Genomic DNA, 22,581 nt, shown 5'->3' with positions numbered 1-22,581 from the left:
GACCAATTAATTAATCCAATGGAATATAAAATTCATTTTGCTGCACCTTGTCTTCTTGACCATATGTCCTTTCAATAAAAGTCAGATTATGATGATAATCGATACATAAAATAGTCGATGCTCTAGTTCCATAATCCGGTGTGTCAATAAAGATAGAAGACAGTGCTTTTTCTAAATCCTTATCAACTCCAGTCTGTGGTAAGTGTTTATCATCAGCCTGTGTTTTATCCTCTAACAAGGACCATAAGTCTTCTGTATGCACGTCTGTATGTGTTTGCAGATAATCGGCCAGGCCGCTCTTTGAACGTTCGACTTTGGGCCAGGCTGTATTCAGTGTGTCATTGCTTAATCCATGTATCCCAGGTTCAATCTGAATAATTTGGTTATACACATTATTATAGTGATACAGTGAATCTTTGTCACCGAAAAGAAGGTTATATCCAGCGTAGTTATGACGATTTTTTGAAAGCTGATGTGAAAAGGCTTCATTGCCATTATTCTGTAACAAAAAATCTACCGGAAGTTCTCCGCGAGAGAATTTCTTAGCGTCTGGGACTGAAGGATCACGAAAATTTGTCACTGCTGCGAATTTTCCCTGCTTTGAAACAGCCAGCCAAGTTCCAGACTGCAGTAAATCTCTTCCGCCCAGAATATCCGGTTTATCTTCCCAAAAAGAAGCAGGCAATGTCGGTCTCTGATAAAATTCATCTCGATTACTAAGTAAAATAAATTTATATTTTGGGTGAGCCTGATAAGCAAAAGTAATTAAACACATTCGATATAGCACCCTCTTTCTGTATAATCACCCCCAAAGATCGGGGGCGCAGTTGTTACGTTTTTAAACGACGCTTTCCGCTTTCCTATCAGAAGTCAAAACGGTCCGCCTCCGCTAGTGAGATGTTCTATGCATGAAGTAGCTGAACAAATAAACATAGATCAGACAGAACCTATTTTTCGTGGTGCATGGTAAAAATGTTCAGCAATTAGTCCTTTCTGCGCATGAAAGCTATTATTTCATCTAATTTCATTAAGATGTTATTTCTTCCATGCGCTGTAGAATCCTATTAGAGCACTGGGCAACCGCGGAGAAGCCCATGAAAAGCGGAGGGCTTGGCCGGAGCGGTTGTTATTAGCAAAAATACAGTATTTTATTCTCCATGGAGTTCGGTGAAAAAACTACGATATTTTCAGTATATATTTGTTGTCTCCAGTATACTTTTCTGATATTTTAGAATCAATATGTATGTTTTTGAAAAGAAGACAGCATTACCGGTTGACAAAGTGAAGATTTCTGATGATAATAAATATCAATCATATTTGAATCGCAGAACGTTATGGAAGGATTAGTAAGTAAGCCATCACAATGTCAGAGATGGAATTGGAGGATGGAAGCAATAGGAAAAATGTTTCTTTATTTGCATCTATCCAAAGCTGTAAGATTCCTCATTGTTGATTTATCGAACCTGCCTTCATCAGTCTTATGCAAACATAAGCGTTTTCCAAACGTTATCTTGGAATAAGTGAAATGCGATTTTGTACATCGTATTTAAGTTGTGGTGGTACCGCGGAAGTAAACTCTTTCGTCCCTTCGTTTTTATCAGGGGATGGAGGAGTTTTTTTATTTTCATCGACATGTTTTTTAGAAAGTGAGAGGTGAAAGAATGATGGCAGCAAAACGTATTGTCGTAAAAATAGGCAGCAGCTCGTTGACCAATACGCAGGGCGAAATTGATAAAGAACAGCTGGAAGATCATGTACACGCGCTGGCACTATTGCATGCGCATAATATGGAAGTGATTTTAGTTTCATCCGGAGCAATAGCTGCCGGCTTTAAACAATTGGGGTATTCTTCCAGACCTGTTACACAAAAAGGAAAACAAGCAGCTGCTGCAGTCGGACAGGGGCTGCTGATTCAGACCTATATGGAAAAATTAAAAGCATACGATATTACGGCTGCCCAAATTCTGTTAACCAGAAGTGATTTCTCCGATCAGGGAAGATATCGAAATGCGTATGCGACAATGGAAGAATTACTGGAGCGGCGCGTTATACCAATTATTAATGAAAATGATACGATTGCGATCGATGAGCTCACATTTGGAGATAATGATATGCTTTCTGCTTTAGTGGGCGGCTTAATTCATGCCGATCACTTAGTGCTGTTAACAGATATCAACGGCATATATGATAAAAATCCGAATAGGCATCCGGATGCTGTACGATATGATCATTTAATGAAACTGAGTGAAGATTTAATTGAACAAACAGAAGCAACAGGGTCCAAGGTAGGCACAGGAGGAATGAAATCGAAATTGTTAGCTGCTAAGATGGCATCTTCTGTAGGAATTCCGGTATTTATCGGACGCGGCCACGGGAAAGAGAAACTGACAGCTATATTAAATGGTCAAGGCGATGGCACTTATATTGACAGTGAACGAAAAGTACATCTGCCTGCGAATAAGCAGTGGATTTCTTTGCATTCCCAGTTAGATGGACGTGTAGTCATTGATGAAGGAGCAGAAAATGCATTAATGCATCATGGCAGCAGTTTGCTTTCCCCCGGTATTACCGCAGTAGAAGGGTATTTCGCCCGTGGAGATGTTGTCGAAGTCTATGGAAATTCCGGTTTATTAGGAAGAGGACAGGTCAAATGTTCCTCTGAAGAATTAGAAGCTGTTATGAAATTGCGTGCATCTACGTATATACAGACTGTACCAACTATTGAAGTCATCCACCGCGACAAATGGGTATCATTTGCGACAATGAAAGGAGAATTATCATGAGTGAAGTCATTGAAAAAGGAAAACTTGCAAAGAAAGCCAGCTATCAAATTGGAATATGCACAACAAAGGAAAAGAATGACGCATTAGCAAAGATTGCGGAAGGATTAAGAAAAAATGAGAAAGCAATTCTTGCTGCTAATCAATTGGATATTCAATCTGGAAAAGAGAAAGGGTTATCTCCATCCATCCTTGACCGGGTGGAATTAACAGAAGAGCGGATTACAGATATTGCGGATGCTATTTTACAGGTGATTGATTTAACAGATCCAATTGGCGAAGTGATGGAAACGATAGAGAAGGATAATGGACTTGAGATTGACAATACACGCGTTCCTATCGGTGTTGTCGGCATGATTTATGAAGCAAGACCGAATGTCACTGTTGATGCAGCAGCACTTGCAGTGAAAACAGGAAATGCGATCATCCTGCGCGGCAGTTCCTCTGCGATTCATTCGAATCTGGCAATTGTCAAAATTATTCATGAAGCGCTAGCAAACAGTGCGGTTGTCCCAGATGCAGTTCAATTAATTGAAGATACCAGCAGAGAGACCGCAAGTGAATTATTCCGGTTAAACGATTATTTAGATGTGCTTATTCCGCGTGGCGGCAAGACACTTATTGACACTGTCGTCAGAGAATCCCGTGTACCAGTGATTGAAACGGGTGCTGGTAATTGTCATGTCTATATAGACGATTCTGCAAAGCCGGACATGGCAAAGGCAATTACGTTAAACGCCAAGTTACAGCGTCCATCTGTCTGCAATGCCATCGAGTCTCTGCTGATTCAATCCGATTGGTTTGATCAATATGGAGAAGAAGTGATCAGTGCTTTGATTGAAAAAGGGGTTACAGTCTATGGCGATACACCAGTAGTGGACAAAGTTCCTCTAGTGCAGGAAGCAGCCAATACAGATTGGGGAACAGAATACCTTGATCTGAAAATCAGCGTAAAAATTGTAGAAGATGTGTATGAAGCAATCGATCATATTAATACGTATGGTACCAAGCATTCTGAAGCCATTATTACGGAAACAGCGGATCATGCATCTATTTTTAAGCAAAAAGTAGATGCAACTACGGTATATCATAATGCTTCCACCCGTTTTACGGATGGTTTTGAGTTTGGTTTTGGCGCGGAAATCGGCATCAGCACACAAAAACTGCATGCAAGAGGCCCAATGGGATTAAAAGCATTAACATCGAATAAATTTATTGTTTCCGGTGACGGACAGATTCGGGAATAGATAAAAATGGATAATGATTTAACAGCTCAGGCTGTCGGGAAACTCTCGACAGCCTGAGCTGTTCATGATAAACCAGCTCTTCAAACAATCTTGCTCAGCTGATAAGTTTTGTTTTGCAAATACTTCAAATAGCGATAAAATATATAGTATACAGAGATGTAGAAAAGAGAGATGTAACATGATAGAGCAAATAACCGATGATATTTACCGCCTTCTGGTCCGCTTTAAAGGGGCAATGGGAGAGGTGAACAGTTATCTTATTAAAGGAGACAATGGCTACACCGTCATTGATACAGGAATCCATGCACCAGAAACGAAAACACTGTGGGAACGTGTGTTGAGCACCTATAAAATAGAAAAGCTTGTCCTGACACATACGCATGAGGATCATATCGGCTTAGCGCGCTGGTTTCAAGAAATATATAATATTCCAGTATATGTATCCCGGCGCGGGTATGAAGAAATGCGTAAAGGCAGCGATGCAAAAGCACGGAAAAATCGGATGAAACGCTTAATAAAAAAGCATGGTGCTCCGCCGATTCCAATAAAAATAAAAGATCAATCTCATATTTTTAAATTTGAACCGGACGGGTTTTTTGATGACAATGATGCAATTACACTCGGCAACCGGTTGTACCAAACGGTATGGACACCAGGCCATGCACCGGATCATTACTGCTTTTATCAGCCGGAATCAGAGATAATGATTATCGGCGATCATGTATTAAATTATCTTTCCCCGGTAATTGGACTGTGGATGGGAGAAGAATATAATCCATTGGAAGATTATCTGGAAGCATTGACTGCATTGAAAGACTATCCGGTTCGATTGGCTTTGCCGGGTCATGGCGATATGATCGAAAATCTGGATGAACGGATAATAGATATATACCGTCGTCATGAGAAGCGGCTGGAGCAATTGTTGGAGCTGATGACAGAAGATGAAATGACTGCTTTTAAATTAACGACGAAAGCATATGGGCCAATGAAAAACGCGGCTTTTGCAAGTCAATTTATGGCCACCCTGACAAGATTGATTTATTTGGAAGAACAGTCAAAAGTGAAAGTGCAGACTACAAAAGGGAAGAACTATTATGGACTTCCCGCAACAGATTTAGAAGCTATTAGGAGCTGATAACCGATGAAGTTTGCAGCAATCGATTTTGAGACAGCCAATGAAAAAAGAAACAGCGCCTGTTCAATTGGCGTCGTTCGTTTTGATGAAAAGGAAATCTTTGATGAATATTATTCCCTGATTAACCCGAAGAGCGATTTTCGCAGCATGAATATTCGCATCCATGGTATTCAAGAGGAAGATGTACAAGATGCACCTACTTTTGAAGATTTATGGCCAAGTTTGCAAGAAAGGCTGGAAGGACATGTCATTGTGGCGCATAATGCCAGCTTTGACATGAGCGTGTTGCGGCAGTCTTTACTAAAATACGATTTAAGGAATCCCGATTTTACCTCTTTATGCACCGTGAAAATATCCCAGCGTGTATGGCCGTATTTAGACAATCACCGTCTGCATACAGTGGCCAATTATCATGATATTCCACTTATTCATCACCATGCCTTGGAAGATGCTAAGACATCGGCGCTTATATTGATGAAAGCACTGGAAGCTCAGCAGGAGGGAGGAGCAGAGTACTTTCTGGAAAGGTGGCTCGCTTCAAAGAGAAATAATCGAAAAACAAATGCTAAACCGAAGTCAGGAAGAGGCCCGACAAAGCTGCATTTATGATAACGGGAGAGACAAATACCTGCATGAAAAATCTAGTTAAACATGGCATTCCAAGTCGAGAGAACAGTATGCAATTGACGCTGTTTTCCTGTAAAAAAAGAAAAAATTAGGCTGTCCATGTGCTTGCCTTTTTTATCAAAAAAGCGTATGATATAAACTACAAGCTACGTTGTTCGTATCCATAAAAGTTTTAACCTCTAAAGTTGGAATAGGGAGTTTTACATCGAAATTAAAATGTCGAGCCGTCATAAAGGAATGGAAGACAGGAAGATTTCTGCGGACACCCACTTTGCGAAGTGGTGGTTAAAAACTTTTTATTGCACGATACGGCAAATGTGGCCTGTGTACATAATAGATTGTCTAAGATCCCGGTAACAATTTCAGTTACCGGGATTTATTGGTTGCATGGGTGTTTATATTAAACCTCATCATGTTGTGAACGGCTGCGGACAGTTTAATTAACGTTGGCTAAAGTCAACGTTTAGTTCTTACTGGACCGGGAATTATAATAGTGTAATGTATTATCTTTTTTGAGAACAGGAAGGAGAAATAGAAATGCCAAGTAGATTTGATGAAAAAACAGTTATTGTTACAGGTGCAGCAAGCGGTATCGGCGAAGCCACTGCTAGAAAATTCGCTGAACAGGGAGCAAAGGTCGTGCTTTCCGATATGTCTGAAACAGGAAAAGCGTTGTCAGATAAGCTCAACCAGCAAGGTCTGGAAACGACTTTTATTGAAGCGGATGTGTCCAAAGAGGAAGACGTACAAAATTTGGTAAATGAAACTGTTGCGAAGTATGGTCAATTGGACGTATTATTTGCGAACGCGGGAATTGGAACCAGCACCCCAATTCATGAATTATCCTTTGAAGAGTGGCAGAAGGTAATTGATGTCAATCTGTCAGGTGTATTTTTAACTAATAAATATGCCATCGAGCAAATGTTAAAACAAGACAATGGCGGTGCGATCGTTAATAATGATTCCATTCATGGTTTTGTCGGAAAAGCAGGCGTTGGCGCCTATGCTGCAGCAAAAGGCGGTGTGAAGCTGCTGACTCAAACAGCCACAGCCGAGTATGCAGCAAAAGGCATACGGGTCAATAATGTGAACCCTGGATACATTGATACACCGTTATTAAAAGACGCTCCGGATGAAATGAGACAAGATCTTGTAAGTCTTCATCCAATCGGCAGACTTGGAGAGCCGGATGAAGTTGCCAATGCGGTGTTGTTTTTAGCAAGTGATGAAGCTTCCTTTATTACAGGTTCAAGTTTACTGGTTGATGGCGGCTATACAAGTGTATAATAGTCATAAAGAAAGTCTCCTGGTAACGGGAGGCTCTTTTTATGATCTCAACTTTTGGACTTTAAAAAGTAACTTTCTTTATTCCATACACCTAAGGATAAAGGGAAAGGTAGAGTTTAAGGCGGCCGCTGCGGCGGACCGTTTTGCTTTCCTAGGGGCACGCTCTTCAGCTAACTTTTGCCAAGAAGAGCGCTTGGCAAAAGTGGATCTTCAGAGGGTGCTGATCCCTCAGGAGTCAAAACGGTCCGCCTCCGCTAGTGGGATGTTCTATGCATGAAATAGCTGAACAAATAAAAGTAGATCAGGAAGAACACATTTATCGTGTTGCATGGTAAAAATGTTCCGCAATCTTTCCTTTCTGTGCATGAAAGTTATTCTCGATATGAATGATTCATGCTGTTATGCAATCATTTGAAGCACCAGAATGATGGTTTATTTAAGCTAAAAAGCGATTATTTCATCTCGCTTTATCAGGATGTTATTTCTTCCAAGCGCTGTAGCATCCTATTAGAGCGCAGGCAAACTACGTAGACTCCAATGGGAACAGGGCGAGCTGAAGATCCACTTGAAAAGCGGTCTTCTTTTCAAGTTAGCTGAAGCCGTCCCCATAGAAAGCGGAGGGCTTGGCCGGAGCGGAAGCTATACACCATATCTTGTTCAAAAAATAAAAGAATGATTGAAATCAAAGCTAGCATGATAATAGAGATCATGTCCATTCTGGAACAGCAAGGTTTATATGCTTATTCTTAAGTGCGTTAGTTGAGTTATGATAAAAAGCACTTCAGAGATCGATGTCTGATTTCGCTAAAATGGAACAATTAAGGACAACCTTTTAAAATATTAAATCGGAATTGTTAGAAAGATTTTAATTTTTTTCTTATGCTTGTTTTTGTGCGTGTACGTGCTATACTATAGGCATTCTTTATTTTTAACCCAATACAAAATGAATATTTTTCATATAATCGCGGGGATATGGCCTGCAAGTTTCTACCAGTTTACCGTAAATAAACTGACTATGGAAAAGTATAAAAAGCATGTATCATGTCTAAAAATAATACACGCTTGCTTGATTATTCGACAAAAATTCCGAAAATCTACTTTTCCATAAAAGGAGATTTTCGGAATTTTTTACATTAGGAGGAATCATTCATGGATTTATTGAAAGAAAAAATTGTAGCAGAGGGAAAAGTCTTATCAGATACCGTACTAAAAGTGGATGCCTTTTTAAATCATCAGATCGACCCTGTATTTATGCAGGAAATCGGCAAAGAATTCGCGAATCGGTTCCGTGATAAAAATATAACTAAAATTCTTACGCTGGAGTCCTCCGGTATTGCCCCTGCAACGATGGCAGGGCTGGAGCTTGACGTTCCAGTTATTTTTGCAAGGAAACGCCAATCATTAACATTAACCAATAATCTGTTAACAGCTGATGTTTATTCCTTTACCAAACAGACCACCAGTAAAATTTCTGTATCCCATGATTTTATTCAAGCGGATGACCGGGTGCTGGTTATCGATGATTTTCTGGCAAACGGACAGGCAGCGCTGGGCTTAATGGATATTGCGGAACAGGCAGAGGCGACTGTTGCCGGAATCGGTATCGTTATTGAAAAAGGTTTTCAAGAAGGTGGACAAGCACTTCGCGATAAAGGGGTGAAGGTGGAATCATTAGCAATTATCGACTCCTTAGAAAACAAGCAAGTGGTTTTTAAAGAGGAGGTCCGCCAGCAATGAAAATGGCAGCATTAGGTTTTCAGCACCTGTTGGCAATGTATGCCGGTGCCATTTTAGTACCGCTCATTGTCGGAGATGCTTTAGGGCTGAATCCAGAACAATTAACCTATTTGGTAGCAATCGATATTTTAATGTGCGGCGTGGCTACGCTGCTGCAGGTGTTAAATAGTAAGTTTATCGGTATTGGTTTGCCGGTTGTTTTAGGGTGTACCTTTACTGCTGTTGCGCCAATGATTGCTATTGGCGGACAGTATGGTATCACGGCCGTTTATGGTGCGATTATCGTATCTGGTTTATTTGTTTTCATCGTGAGCGGCTTTTTTGGAAAACTAGTCCGTTTTTTCCCGCCAGTTGTCACTGGTTCAGTCGTAACAATTATTGGAATTACGTTAATTCCTGTAGCGATTAATAACTTAGGCGGCGGAGAGGGAGCTGCCGATTTTGGCTCCACTGCGAATATTGCGCTTGGTTTTGGAACGTTATTGTTTATCATTTTAATGTATCGATTTACAACAGGTTTTTTAAAATCCATCGCCATATTAATTGGATTAGGTGCAGGGACAATTGCTGCCGCTGTGATGGGAAGAGTAGATTTTTCCGCTGTTGCTGATGCTTCTTATTTCCATATGATTCATCCATTTTATTTTGGAACACCAACTTTTGAATGGTCGGCTATTATTACGATGATTTTGGTTGCGATGGTGTCATTGGTCGAATCGACAGGTGTGTATTTTGCTTTAGGCGATATTACCGACAAGGATTTAAAAGAGAAAGATTTATCCAGAGGATACCGGGCAGAAGGTTTAGCGATTTTTCTCGGAGGGATTTTTAATGCATTTCAATACACGGCTTTTTCTCAAAATGTCGGTTTAATGCAGATGACAGGCGTGAAAAAAAGAAGCGTGATTGTTATTACCGGAAGTATGCTGGTAGTATTAGGATTCGTTCCTAAAATTGCTGCGATAACAACCATTATTCCAACCTCTGTCTTGGGCGGGGCCATGTTAGCCATGTTTGGAATGGTCGTTGCACAAGGTATAAAAATGCTTAGTACGGTCATATCAGAGTCCTCTGAGAATTCGATGATTATTGCATGTTCTATTGGCATGGGCCTGGGCGTTACCGTTGTACCAGAGTTATTTGCAGTACTTCCGAATTCCCTGCAAATTTTAACCAGCAACGGTATTGTGGCAGGAAGTGTTACGGCGATTGTGTTAAATATTATTTTTAACATGACCCCAAGGCGTAAAAAGGAAAAACAAACTGCTGGAACAGGTGAACTGGCAAAAGAAGCATTATAATGAATTCAAACTGTCACTCAGGTGGCAGTTTTTTCTTTGATTTCATAGATTACTGGAATTCAGGCTTATAGTAAGCTAAAATCAAAGTATATATTCATGCAAATGGAAGGAGGAACTCAAGATATGACAGATTTATCAACCAGTACACTTCTTATTTATGGCTTTGTTATGTCAGCTGCACTGCTCATTGGCATCATTCAGTGGGTCAGAAGAAGATATGAAGCATTAGCTGTGACCGCTATTATTTTATCTCTTTTATTACCTCTTGTGAGTTTTTTATATAGTATTAACCGTCCGGAAGGGATGGACGAAATAGCTTATATATGGCAGCAGGCCAGAGGAAGAAGCGGAATGGGTGTGTTTCTTTTATTAGGGCATCTGTATATCCTTTTCTGGTGTCTGTTTGGTCCGGAATTTAAACGCTTATTTGCGTTTCTTGTTCCCAAAATAAAACGTATGATTCAATGGTTTAAAAACCGTAAACAAAAACGAAATAATAACAACATGAAAGAGGAGATGTAAATGTTAACAGAAAAAGAGAAAATGCAGGCAGGAGAAATATATAATCCGGAAGATAACGGATTAGTAAAAGATCGGCTGCATGTCCGGAAAATGATACGGTATTATAATGGATTGACAGAGGACGATACAGTCAGACGCACCAACTGTCTAAAAGAGATATTTGGATCCACAGGAGAGTCCCTGTTTATTGAGCCTGATTTTCATTGTGATTATGGCTATAATATCCATGTTGGAGAACATTTTTATGCAAATTTTAATTGTGTCATGTTAGATATTTGTCCGATACGAATCGGTGATAATTGCATGCTGGCACCGGGGGTACATATTTATACAGCAACACATCCGATCCATCCGGCAGAACGTAATGCTGGAAAAGAATACGGGAAACCGGTGACCATCGGTAACAATGTCTGGATTGGCGGCGGCGCCATCATTAATCCCGGCGTAACCATTGGGGATAATGCCGTGATTGCGTCTGGATCTGTCGTGACAAAAGATGTACCTGCAAATGTTATTTATGGAGGAAATCCGGCTGCGTTTATTAAAACGATAGAACTGTAGGATAGCATGTACCAGGGAGGGAAGATATGGATAAACTGCAATCCTTCGCGCCGATTATTGGTGCAAAACCTAAAGTATTGATTCTCGGATCCATGCCGAGTAAAAAATCATTGGAAGAGCAAGAATACTACGGAAATCCCCGTAATCATTTCTGGCCAATGATGTATCGTATTCTGAATGAAAAAGCAGCTGTAACGTATTCTGAAAAAATAGAGATTATCCAAAAGCATCAGCTGGCTTTATGGGATACAATCGGATATTGCTTCCGGCAGGGAAGTCTTGATATGCACATTGAAGAAGAAGAACCAAATGATATTGCCGGACTGTTAAAAGAATATCCATCAATTCAGCTGATTGCTTGTAATGGAACTAAGGCCTATCACAGTTTTAAAAAGTATATCACTCCCATGCTGGAACAGGAAATAGATGTTCTCAAACTTCCTTCCACCAGTCCCATTCCTGGGAAATATAATAAATCATTTGAAGAAAAGATAGAAGTTTGGCGTGTGATTGAAACCTATTTAGATGAAACGAAATCGTAAGTAAAAAGCTTATCGAAGCCGTTTACAGTGTAATGAAGGGCGGACTGGTATTGCATGATGAGGTAACTGCTAAGGTTATGCCGAAATTATTAAAGCAATCTAAAACACAAGTGCTACAGCCGAAATTGACCTTGATATTGACCTGACTGAGAGAAAGAGAGATTGCCAAATGAGTTGGCCAGGGCAAAACAAATGAAGAAATTGCTGCAGAATTGTATTTGTTCATTGGGATAGTAAAAAACCATATTTCTGTTATTTTATAAAAGATAGAATGACATGAACGGATACAGCTTGCGATATTTGCCGTAACGCATGATATAACGTAAAAGATATTGGAGCATGTAATCTGTAATATACACTTCCAAGAAAGTTCGGAAGGCGAATGTCAAGAAATTGTACGAATTCCCTGCTGAAGTTAGCCGTTACATAATTTAAGATGGAGATAACCTAAAAAAAGTTTGGTGAAGAAGATATGATTGCAATATTTTTAGATGAATTTCATTTTTCAACGTTATGGAATGGTGGAATCTTTTTATTTTGTGCATTTATCATAGTTGGTTATTTTTTTATGATTCCATCCCGCGGCAAGAGCGGTATGTTACACCCTATTTCTTTCCTCCTTGGCATGGTGGTTCTCTTTTTGGCTGCAGGCAGTCCGTTAAATATTATTGGCAGATTAACGCTGCAGGCACATATGTATCAAATTGTGGGTTTATTATTTATTGCAGCGCCTCTGCTGGTGATTGGATGGCGGCCAAAATCCTGGATCAGCCAAAAAATCAGCTGGATACAAAAGACGCTGGCTTTTCTCCGGAAACCGGCAACAGCGATTGTTTTGTTAACCATCTTTTTTTACGGGTACCATACCCCGTTTATGTTTGATATTGCCCGTATCGAGTTATATTGGAATCATTTCTTTATGCTGGGTCTGTTTATGGCTGCAATGAATTTCTGGTCTGCTTTTTTCTATTATTGGCTGGAAAACCGAGTTCGATGGTACGCCATGGCTATTCAAATATCTGCCTTTTTGCCGTACTGTTTTTATGGCCTTTTGTCGAGCACCGGGATTTACCAGACTTACAATGACCCTGCTGTTTTTTTGGAATCTTTAAGGGTTTGCATTCCGGTTGATTTACAGATGCCGGATGAGTTTTATACCGGCTTCCTGCCTTTTGATCCGGTCTATGAACAGCAGATGGGGATTTTAATTTTCCTTTTCAGTATTGCGCTGATATCCGTGATTACACTGGTCTGGTCACAAAGACAGTTAAAAAATAAGATAAAATGATAGATATTAAACAGCAGAGCTTCAAAGGCAGTTCTGCTGTTTTTGTGTGTCAGAAGCAAACCACAGATACTCCTAAGTGGTTTGCAGGCTAAAACCGTGACTCCTTGGGCTGGGGCTGAAGCCGTCCCCATAGAAAGCGGAGGGTTTGGCCGGAGCGGAAGCTATACACAATGTTCATACCGGAACAGCTAGGTTTACATGCTTACTTTTAGGTGCGTTAGTTAAGTTAACCGTTTAATAGCGCAGTTTTTTTCGCGGTGGTTGCTGCTCTTAAAATTTAAAATATCTCAAACTACCAGGCAACTTCCCATAACTTGGATGATACGCAGAAGTTTTTTTCTTGTATAATGGATAAAGAGATTGTTAGACAGAAAAGAGGGTCAAAAGGTGAGGAAAAAGAAAAAATGGATTTGGATTATTTCCGGAGTAGTCCTTCTACTCCTTATTATAAACTTTGCAGCAGCGATTTTCTTTTATAATCTCGCTATTGAACGTAATGTAAAAGACTTTTTAAATGATAATGATGACCTGGAAGTAGAAGCAGAAACCATGGACGTATTATTAGACGGCGATTGGCGGGATTGGTCGGATGAACAGCCGTTTGAAACATGGCATCAGGCTTCTTATGACGGGCTTGATTTACAGGGATATTATCTGGAGGCGGAACAGCCTACCAATAAAGTGGTTATCTTCGCTCATGGTTATCTGGGCAGAGGGGAAGATATGTCTTTATATGGACAGCATTACTATGAAGACTTAGGATATAATATATTTACGGCAGACATGCGCGGACACGGTGAAAGCAAGGGAGATTATATTGGTTTTGGCTGGCATGACCGTATTGATTTAATCCATTGGATTGATGAAATTATCGAACATGTTGGTGATGATGCTGAAATCGTGTTACATGGGGTTTCCATGGGAGGATCCTCTGTTTTAATGGCGAGTGGAGAAGAACTCCCGCCAAATGTAAAAGCAGTTGTGGCAGATGCATCCTATACAGATGTGAATGATCTGTTCTCTTATCAAATTGACCGGATGTTCCATTTGCCTTCTTTTCCGTTTATTCCGTCTACGAGTCTGGTAACGCAGATTCGTGCCGGCTATGGGCTGAAGGAAGCCTCTGCTTTAGATCAAGTTGCAAAAGCAGACGTACCCATATTATATATTCATGGAAAAGAGGATGTCTTTGTACCGACTGAGATGACAGAGGAACTCTATGAAAATACCAACAGCGAAAAAGAACTGTTGCTTGTGGACGAAGCGAGCCATGGAGAATCCTTTGTGAAAGACGAAGAACTGTATAAAGAGACGCTGGATAGCTTTCTGGAGCGTTTCATAAAGTAAACACCATGCATAATTGGAAACCTGCTGCAAAAAGTGCATATATAAAAAAGGCGTTGATTCGTTAGCTGTATAAAGCGAATCAACGCCTTTTTTAATACACTTATCATACGAAAGAATAGATAATTTGAAGAAATTTAATTAATATTTATAAATTCCCTTGCATAAACATACATAAAAATTTATAATAATGAATAATTCATTTTTCAGATAAGGGAGAGAGTGTTTTGAAGAAAGCAGCAATTATTGGCGGAACAGGATACGGGGCGATTGAACTTATCCGGCTTCTCCAAGCACATAAAGAAATAGAGATTACGAAAATTATATCCCAATCACAGGCAGGAGAGGATTTAGCAGCAACGTATCCGCACCTGACCGGTATAGTTACGACAGAAATGGAATCTTTAGATACAGAAGTGTTAGAAAAAGAGATTGATATTTTATTCCTGGCAACCCCGGCGGGTGTGGCTAAAAATATCATTCCTTCCTTTCAAGGTACTTCTGTCCAGTGCATCGATTTGTCCGGTGATTTTCGGCTTTCCCCGGAAGAATATAGCGAATGGTACGGGAAAGAGCCTGCTGATGCCGCTGTTTTAGAAAAGGCCGTGTTTGGACTCAGTGATATTTTTACTGAAGAAGTCAAAGCAGCATCTATTATTTCCAATCCAGGCTGCTTTCCGACTGCAGCTTTATCTGCATTAGTTCCGCTTATCGACGGTGATAAAATCCATACAGAAGGTATTCGGATTGATGCAAAGACAGGCATCTCCGGAGCTGGGAAAGGGTTAAGTGAAAAAGCCCATTTCTCTTCAGCAAATGAAAATGTGGTTCCTTATAAAATTGGAAAGCATCAGCATATTCCTGAAATAGAGCGCTATGCTTCCAGGTTCACGAATGAAGACGTGAAAGTATCTTTTACAACACACCTCATTCCAATGACCAGAGGTTTACTGTGTACGATATATGCAGATATGAAACAGGAAGAAACAACGGCGTCTATTTTGGAACATTTACAGCATTATTACCGGGAAAAACCTTTTGTCCGTATTTTACCAGAAGGGCAATTTCCGGCAACAAAAGGGGTAACAGGCAGTAATTACTGTGATATTGGCGCATATGTAGATGAACGGACTAACAGTATTGTGATTGCTGCAGCGATTGATAATTTAGTAAAAGGAGCAGCTGGTCAGGCAATTCATAATGCCAATCTGATGAACGGCTGGGAAGAAACAATGGGATTGGAATTTATTCCGGTATTTCCATAATAAGAGGAGGAAAACACATGGAACACACATTATCGAAGTCATTTAAAATAGTGGAAAATGCACATATTGATCAGCCAAAAGGGTTTACAGCAGGTGGTATACACGCCGGTCTGCGTAAATCCAAGCTTGACTTCGGCTGGATTTATTCCGAAGTTCCGGCAAATGCAGCGGGTATTTATACGATGAATACATTCCAAGCTGCTCCGCTTGAAATTACTAAAGAAGCATTACAAGCTTCCGATCAGCTTCAAGCAGTGGTGGTGAATTCAGCAAATGCAAACTCATATACCGGAGAACAAGGTTACCAGGATGCAGTGCAAATGCAGCAGTTGACTGCGGGGAAAATAGGAGTTGACCCTTCCTTGGTAGCAGTTGCTTCGACCGGTGTGATTGGCGAGATGATGCCGATGCATTTGATTAAACAAGCAATCGCACGGATTGGTGAAAGTGAAGCAGCCGATGATTTCGAACATGCGATTTTAACTACGGATACCAAAACAAAACATATTGCAGTGGAAGTGGAAGTAGACGGAAAAACTGTCACCATCGCCGGTGCTGCGAAGGGATCAGGAATGATTCATCCCAATATGGCAACGATGCTATCCTTCATGACAACGGACGCGAAAGTCGATACTGCCAGCCTGCAGCAAGGGTTAAAACAAACTGCCAATCAGTCATTTAACCGTATTACTGTAGATGGCGATTGCAGTACTAATGATATGGTGCTTGTATTAGCCAATGGCATGCAACAAAATGAAACGTTATATCCTGAGCATCCCGAATGGGAACAATTTATGCAAGCATGGCAATTTGTCAGCCGCGAACTTGCAAAAATGATTGCCAAGGATGGCGAAGGAGCGACCAAATTGGTTGAAGTAGAAGTGGAAGGAGCTGCCTCGGAACAGGATGCAGCCGGGCTGGCCAAAGCGGTGATCGGTTCCAGTTTGGTGAAAACAGCTATTTATGGAGAAGATGCCAATTGGGGAAGAATTATCAGTGCACTAGGAACGTGCGGTATTCCTTTTGATAAAAACGGCTTATCCCTATCTATCGGATCGGAACAGATTATCCAAGAAGGACAATTACTTTCCTTCCATGAACCGAATTGTGTAGAAGAACTGGTCAAAGATACAGTCCACATTTTTATCAGCCTGAAAGAAGGTTCGGAAAAAGCAACGGTATGGGGTTGTGATTTAACCTATGATTATGTACAAATCAATGCATCCTATCGAACGTGAGGTGTTCTTATGACGAAAGTAGTGTTCAAGGTAGGCGGAAGTATTTTGAAGGAACTCCCGAAATCCTTTTATGAGCTGCTGATTGACTTGAAAGAAAAAAAGATTTGTGAGCCTGTGATTGTGCACGGCGGCGGACCGGAAATTAATCAGGCACTGGAACAGATGAACATTGAAAGTACCTTTGTCGATGGATTGCGTGTTACCACAGAAGAAGTGTTAGAAGTTGCACAAATGGTGATGAGCGGAACCATTAACAAGCGTATTGTCAGCCTATTTCAAAAACAAAATGGGAAAGCGATCGGATTAAGCGGGGTGGACGGTAACCTGCTGCAGGCCAAACCGATTCTAAACGGGAAGTTGGGCTTTGTCGGAGAGGTTACTGAAGTGGAAACATCCTGGATCGATATGATTTTGAATGCAGGCGGTATCCCGGTGATTTCGCCGATAGCTTCCGGTGAAGGGGATACCCGCTTAAATATAAATGGCGATACAGCTGCTGGAGCTGTAGCCGAAGCGTTGGGATGCAGGCTCGTTCTTATCAGTGATATTCCCGGTGTGATGGAAACAGTTAATCAAAAAGAAATCCTCCATCATCATTTGACGAGAACGGATGCCGAAGCATTGATTGATTCCGGCGTTATTTATGGCGGTATGATACCGAAAGTACGCTCTGCATTGGCAAGTTTACAAGGTGGTGTAGAGGAATCCGTTATTTTAAACGGTTTGGAGCCCGATGATATATTGAAATATTTAAATGGCGAAAAAGTAGGAACTATTTTAAAGGAAAAGGAGTTTGAGCATGTCTGATTTGAATACTGCAACGACATCATCAGCATTAATGAAAACCTATCAGCGTCTGCCGCTTACCATTTTAAAAGGAAAAGGAAGTTATGTATGGGATGATCAGGACGTAAAATATCTCGACTATACAGCGGGAATTGCAACATGCAGTTTGGGGCATGTACCAGACCAAGTACAGGCAAAATTAAAAGAACAATTGGATGATTTATGGCATGTTTCTAATTTATATCAGATTCCGCAGCAGGAAGCATTGGCTGAAAAGATTGTTTCTGTAAGCTGCTTTGACCAGGCATTTTTCTGTAATAGCGGAGCAGAAGCAAATGAAGCAGCTATTAAATTAGCAAAAAAATATGCTAAGGATCATCAAAAGCCGGAAAGAACGGAAATTGTTACTTTTTCCAATTCGTTTCACGGAAGAACAGGTTCAACCATGGCTGCGACAGCACAAACAAAAATTCATAACGGTTTTACGCCAATAACTCCCGGTTTCACCTATCTGCCTTTTAATCAGATGGAAGCTATTGAACAGATAGATACGGAAAAAACAGCAGGCGTATTATTGGAACTTGTGCAGGGAGAAGGGGGCGTTCACCCGGCAGACGCGGCGTGGGTCCAAGCGCTCGATACTTATTGCAAGGAAGCGGATATTTTGTTGATGGTCGATGAGATTCAGACAGGAATGGGCAGAACGGGGACCCTCTTTGCCTACGAGCAATATGATATCGAACCAGATGCGATAACACTGGCTAAAGGGTTGGGTTCCGGCTTTCCGATTGGGGCGTTAGCAGCAAAAAATAAAGCTGCAGACAGTTTTTCACCAGGTACCCACGGCAGCACCTTTGGCGGAAATCCGCTGGCAGCAACAGCTGGACTCGCTACATTGGATCAAATAGCAGATACAGCCTTTTTACAAGATGTGCAAGAAAAAAGCATTCTGCTGACAGAAGCATTAAATGAGCTGGTTGAGAACAATACGCTTGTGAAAGAAGTAAGAGGAAAAGGATTCCTCATCGGGCTGGAAGTAACCAATAAAGCAGGCACCTGGGTTGAGAAACTAAGAGAAAAGCAGATTCTTGTGTTAACAGCAGGAGACCATGTCGTGCGTATCTTGCCTCCATTAACTACAGATAAAGAGGAGTTATTCACTTTTATCGGTGTGCTAACGGCTATTGCAGCAGAATTATAAAAGAAGGGAGAATAGTGTATGCCATTACATCCGGGGATTAAAAAAGTGCTTGTGATCGGTTCGGGACCGATTGTTATCGGGCAGGCGGCAGAGTTTGATTATGCGGGGACACAAGCTTGCCTTGCTTTAAAAGAAGAAGGGTTAGAAGTCGTGCTCATTAATAATAACCCTGCCACGATTATGACAGATGAAACGATTGCTGATCAGGTTTATTTAGAACCATTAGAAGTAGAGGCGCTCGAAAAAATCATTGAGCAGGAAAAGCCGGATGGTTTAATTGGAACATTAGGCGGACAAACAGGGTTAAATCTATCTCTGGAACTCCATGATAAAGGTATTCTAAAAAAACATGGTGTATCCTTACTCGGCACCTCCATTGCTTCAATCCAAAAGGGAGAAGACAGAGAGAAATTCAGAGATTTAATGATTTCCATTCAGGAACCGATTTCTGAATCGCAAATCGTGACAGGTATAGAGGAAGGGTTGCAGTTTACGGAGCACATTGGTTATCCTGTTATTCTGCGTCCTGCTTATACATTAGGCGGAGAAGGCGGCGGATTTGCGAAAAATGAAGAAGAATTCCGTGAATTGTTGGCACAAGGCCTGCATTTAAGTCCAATCACACAGGTGCTGGTAGAACGCAGTATCAAGGGCTGGAAAGAAATTGAATACGAAGTCATGCGTGATGAAAATGATGCTTGTCAAATCATTTGTGACATGGAAAATGTAGACCCCGTTGGTGTGCATACAGGTGATTCGATTGTGGTTGCCCCAACACAGACATTAACAGCGGAGCAAAGCCAAATATTACGTGAGGCATCCATAAAAATTATTCGTGCCCTGGAAGTGGTTGGTGGCTGCAATATTCAGTTTGCCTTACATCCGGAAACGAATGAATATTGTATTATCGAGGTTAATCCTCGTGTCAGCCGTTCGTCTGCTTTGGCTTCCAAAGCAACAGGCTATCCAATTGCTAGAGTGGCAGCAAAATGTGCAGTAGGTTATCAGCTGGATGAATTAGTCGATCCTGTCAGCGGAGCAACCTACCTTCATTTCACCCCTGACTTGGATTACACTGTTGTAAAAATTCCGCGTTTTCCGTTTGATAAGTTTTCCGAAGCAGACCGTACCCTCGGCACCCAGATGAAAGCAACTGGGGAGGTTATGTCGTTAGAGAAAACGTTCGAAGGTGCATTAAATAAAGCGGTTCGTTCCTTGGAAATGCATGTTCAATCTTTGCTTTGGCCAACCTTTGCAGAAAAATCGGATGAAGCGCTAATGACGTTGTTGACAGAACCGAATGATTTACGTCTCTTTGCTATTGGAGAAGCTTTCTGGCGTCAATATACCGTTACTGAAATAGCGGAACGGACGCTGATTCAACCTTATTTTTTGGAAAAGATAGCGGCGATTATTCAATTGGAAAAAGAAATGGCAGCAACCGGCTGGGAGAATATCACAGAAGAAAAGATTTTACGGGCAAAGCAATATAATATCAGTGATGTCCAGTTAGCTAAACTTCTCGATATCGAACCGGCCGCTCTTCGTCTATTTTATCAAGAGCATGGGCTAGCGCCTCAATATCGTTTTGTGGATACTTGCCCTGGTACTTCAGGTGAAAATTCAACCTATTTTTATTCTACCTGGTCAGGCGGCAATCAAGTACATCCGGTATCGAATAAGAAGAAGGCACTGGTAATCGGTTCTGGCCCGATCCGTATCGGACAGGGGATAGAATTTGACTACTGCTCTGTGCATGCTGTACAGGCGCTGCAGAAAGCTGGTTATGAAGCGGTTATGATCAATAATAATCCAGAAACAGTAAGCACTGACTATACCGTGGCGGATCGTCTTTATTTTGAACCGCTTGCCTTGGAAGATGTGTTGAATGTCATAGAAAAAGAGAATATCCAAGATGTCCTTGTTCAATTTGGCGGACAGACAGCGATTAATCTGATGGAGCAGTTACAAGAAGCAGGTGTTTCTGTTGTAGGCACAACGCCTGAAAATATGGATAAAATGGAAGATAGGGAACAATTCTATGCTTTCCTGGAACAATTAAACGTTGCTCATATTCAAGGAGAAATTGTTCATGATACGGAACAAGCAAAAGAAGCGGCGCATCAGTTAGGTTTTCCAGTTTTGATTCGTCCATCTTATGTCATTGGCGGACAGTCTATGTTTGTCTGCTACAACAAAGAAGAACTTATCAGTAATGTGCAAAGAGTGCAGATAGATACGTATGACCAGTGCTGGCCGTTATTGATGGATTCCTACATGCCAGGATTAGAATGTGAAGTAGATGTAGTCAGTGACGGAGAAAACGTGGTTATTCCAGGAATCTTTGAACATATTGAAAAAGCAGGGGTTCATTCCGGGGACAGCACGAGTGTGTTTCCGGCTGTCACCTTAACAGAGCAGCAAAAAACACAAGTCTCTCACATATCTAAAAAGATTGCCAAAGAGCTTCCGATTATTGGAATGATGAATATCCAGTTTGTTCTTTATAAAGATGAAGTGTATGTTCTGGAAGTAAATCCGAGATCCTCCCGTACGGTTCCGGTAATCAGCAAGGTAACCGGAATTCCGCTGGTGGCTTTAGCCGTTAATGCGCAATTAGGCGAATCGCTGCACCATTTTATGAAGGAGTTCGCTGCCTATCAGGAGCCGGAATATTACACGGTAAAAGCACCGGTGTTTTCTAAAAATAAATTAAAAGGTGTGGACCATATTTTAGGGCCGGAAATGAAATCCACCGGAGAAGCTATAGGCATGGATGTATCATTGAAAAAGGCGATAAGAAAAGCGGTTATACCTTCTCCCCATAAGGTAAATAACACGAAAAAATGGTTTGTATCAATTAGCGATCATCATAAGGAAGAAAGCATTCCATTGATGCAGGAAATCGCCAAAAAAGCAGAAATGATGGCTACTCAAGGAACGAGTGATTATTTGAAGGAGAAAGAAATTCCTTCTACTGCAGTAAATCGGGAAATAGGTCATCTGAAAGAGCTGTTTTTACAAGATCCGCCGGGATACGTGGTCAATGTTCCAAGCATCGGCAGAGATAAAGAACGGTTCGGTTTCCAGCTCAGGGAGTTATGTATTCAATTAAATATACCTTATTTCACAAGTCTGGAAACAGCAAAACTGGTCTGGCAATATCCGTATTTAGAGAATGCAGATATGCAATCATTGCAGGAGTATATAAAGACATTGTACAAAGAGAGCAGTATAAGTTCATGAGGATGATAAAAGAGACTGCCGCACAATTAGGTTATGAATTGTGCGGCAGCCTCTTTTTATATGATCTAATGAATATAAATCTTGTAATAAAATATATCACTAAACCAATAAATCTTGTTGTACCAGGATGAACATGATTTCTATTATCATGCTTGCTTTTCGTTCAATCATCTTTTTATTTTTGAACAGGATATGATGTATAGCTTCCGCTCCGGCCAACCACTCCGCTTTCCATGGGGACGGCTTCAGCTAACTTGAAAAGAAGACCGCTTTTCAAGTGAATCTTCAGCTCGCCCTGTTCCCACGACGGACAGGACGTCCTAGTGTCGGCCGTTGGTCACAGGACGTGACCGGTCTTAGCCGACTAGGAGTCTACGTGGTTGGCCTGCGCTCTAATAGGATGCTACAGCGTTTGGAAGAAATAACATCTTGATGAATTTAGATGAAATAATGGCTTTTCAGCATTAATAAACA

Annotated in this window: 18 protein-coding genes, 1 other RNA gene and 1 riboswitch; of the genes, 18 read left to right on the top strand and 1 reads right to left on the bottom strand. The window is 41.0% G+C overall.

All coding sequences use genetic code 11. The annotated features are described in order from the left end of the window. Positions 1–10: 10 nt before the first annotated feature. Positions 11–775, bottom strand: coding sequence for an NRDE family protein (locus tag ACFQ19_RS07210; protein ID WP_379591401.1), 765 nt, complete (start codon positions 773–775; stop codon positions 11–13). 889 nt (positions 776–1,664) lie between these two features. On the opposite strand from ACFQ19_RS07210, the gene proB reads away from it, so the two are divergent. The 18 genes from proB to carB all read left to right on the top strand — a co-directional run bounded on the left by proB (position 1,665) and on the right by carB (position 22,107). Then, positions 1,665–2,783 carry a glutamate 5-kinase gene (proB, locus tag ACFQ19_RS07205; protein ID WP_379591474.1) on the top strand — a complete coding sequence of 373 codons (1,119 nt, stop codon included), beginning with the start codon at positions 1,665–1,667 and terminating at the stop codon, positions 2,781–2,783. Next, positions 2,780–4,027 (top strand): glutamate-5-semialdehyde dehydrogenase, encoded by a 1,248-nt coding sequence (locus tag ACFQ19_RS07200; RefSeq protein ID WP_379591400.1) that lies wholly within the window; start codon positions 2,780–2,782, stop codon positions 4,025–4,027. Before proB ends, ACFQ19_RS07200 begins: the two co-directional genes overlap by 4 nt. A 178-nt stretch (positions 4,028–4,205) precedes the next feature. Next, a complete protein-coding gene (locus ACFQ19_RS07195; protein ID WP_379591399.1) occupies positions 4,206–5,162 on the top strand; it encodes an MBL fold metallo-hydrolase in 957 nt (318 codons plus the stop codon). Between the two features lie 6 nt (positions 5,163–5,168). Then, positions 5,169–5,771 carry a 3'-5' exonuclease gene (locus ACFQ19_RS07190; RefSeq protein ID WP_379591398.1) on the top strand — a complete coding sequence of 201 codons (603 nt, stop codon included), beginning with the start codon at positions 5,169–5,171 and terminating at the stop codon, positions 5,769–5,771. 158 nt (positions 5,772–5,929) lie between these two features. After that, positions 5,930–6,117, top strand: a non-coding RNA gene (gene ssrS / locus ACFQ19_RS07185) — 6S RNA. A gap of 209 nt (positions 6,118–6,326) precedes the next feature. After that, complete coding sequence (locus ACFQ19_RS07180; RefSeq protein WP_379591397.1) at positions 6,327–7,076, top strand: SDR family NAD(P)-dependent oxidoreductase; 750 nt, start codon at positions 6,327–6,329, stop codon at positions 7,074–7,076. A gap of 934 nt (positions 7,077–8,010) precedes the next feature. Beyond that, positions 8,011–8,112, top strand: a riboswitch (purine riboswitch). 113 nt (positions 8,113–8,225) lie between these two features. Continuing rightward, the gene (locus ACFQ19_RS07175) at positions 8,226–8,813 is read left to right on the top strand and encodes a xanthine phosphoribosyltransferase (RefSeq protein ID WP_379591396.1); all 588 of its coding nucleotides are present in this window, start codon (positions 8,226–8,228) and stop codon (positions 8,811–8,813) included. Next, positions 8,810–10,114 (top strand): nucleobase:cation symporter-2 family protein, encoded by a 1,305-nt coding sequence (locus tag ACFQ19_RS07170; RefSeq protein WP_379591395.1) that lies wholly within the window; start codon positions 8,810–8,812, stop codon positions 10,112–10,114. The genes ACFQ19_RS07175 and ACFQ19_RS07170 overlap by 4 nt, the downstream gene beginning before the upstream one ends. 123 nt (positions 10,115–10,237) lie before the next feature. Continuing rightward, entirely contained in the window at positions 10,238–10,636 is a 399-nt protein-coding gene (locus tag ACFQ19_RS07165) for a hypothetical protein (RefSeq protein ID WP_379591394.1), read from the top strand. Beyond that, positions 10,637–11,197: a maltose acetyltransferase domain-containing protein gene (locus ACFQ19_RS07160; RefSeq protein ID WP_379591393.1), complete on the top strand. Its 561-nt coding sequence runs from the start codon at positions 10,637–10,639 to the stop codon at positions 11,195–11,197. Between the two features lie 26 nt (positions 11,198–11,223). Further along, a complete protein-coding gene (locus ACFQ19_RS07155; protein ID WP_379591392.1) occupies positions 11,224–11,739 on the top strand; it encodes a DNA-deoxyinosine glycosylase in 516 nt (171 codons plus the stop codon). A 472-nt stretch (positions 11,740–12,211) separates the two neighbouring features. After that, the gene (locus ACFQ19_RS07150; RefSeq protein WP_379591391.1) at positions 12,212–13,027 is read left to right on the top strand and encodes a cytochrome c oxidase assembly protein; all 816 of its coding nucleotides are present in this window, start codon (positions 12,212–12,214) and stop codon (positions 13,025–13,027) included. Positions 13,028–13,414: 387 nt separating this feature from the next. Next, positions 13,415–14,374 (top strand): alpha/beta hydrolase, encoded by a 960-nt coding sequence (locus ACFQ19_RS07145; protein WP_379591390.1) that lies wholly within the window; start codon positions 13,415–13,417, stop codon positions 14,372–14,374. A 224-nt stretch (positions 14,375–14,598) separates the two neighbouring features. Further along, positions 14,599–15,636, top strand: coding sequence for an N-acetyl-gamma-glutamyl-phosphate reductase (gene argC, locus ACFQ19_RS07140; protein WP_379591389.1), 1,038 nt, complete (start codon positions 14,599–14,601; stop codon positions 15,634–15,636). Positions 15,637–15,653: 17 nt separating this feature from the next. Further along, a complete protein-coding gene (gene argJ / locus ACFQ19_RS07135) occupies positions 15,654–16,874 on the top strand; it encodes a bifunctional ornithine acetyltransferase/N-acetylglutamate synthase (RefSeq protein ID WP_379591388.1) in 1,221 nt (406 codons plus the stop codon). A gap of 9 nt (positions 16,875–16,883) precedes the next feature. Beyond that, positions 16,884–17,681 (top strand): acetylglutamate kinase, encoded by a 798-nt coding sequence (gene argB, locus ACFQ19_RS07130; RefSeq protein ID WP_379591387.1) that lies wholly within the window; start codon positions 16,884–16,886, stop codon positions 17,679–17,681. Beyond that, a complete protein-coding gene (locus ACFQ19_RS07125; RefSeq protein WP_379591386.1) occupies positions 17,674–18,861 on the top strand; it encodes an acetylornithine transaminase in 1,188 nt (395 codons plus the stop codon). Before argB ends, ACFQ19_RS07125 begins: the two co-directional genes overlap by 8 nt. Before the next feature lie 18 nt (positions 18,862–18,879). After that, positions 18,880–22,107, top strand: coding sequence for a carbamoyl-phosphate synthase (glutamine-hydrolyzing) large subunit (carB, locus tag ACFQ19_RS07120; protein ID WP_379591385.1), 3,228 nt, complete (start codon positions 18,880–18,882; stop codon positions 22,105–22,107). The last annotated feature ends 474 nt before the right edge of the window (positions 22,108–22,581 follow it).

This window comes from Oceanobacillus locisalsi (assembly GCF_042675985.1).
GTDB lineage: Bacteria > Bacillota > Bacilli > Bacillales > Amphibacillaceae > Oceanobacillus > Oceanobacillus locisalsi.
This window is presented reverse-complemented; position numbering and strand designations above follow the sequence as displayed.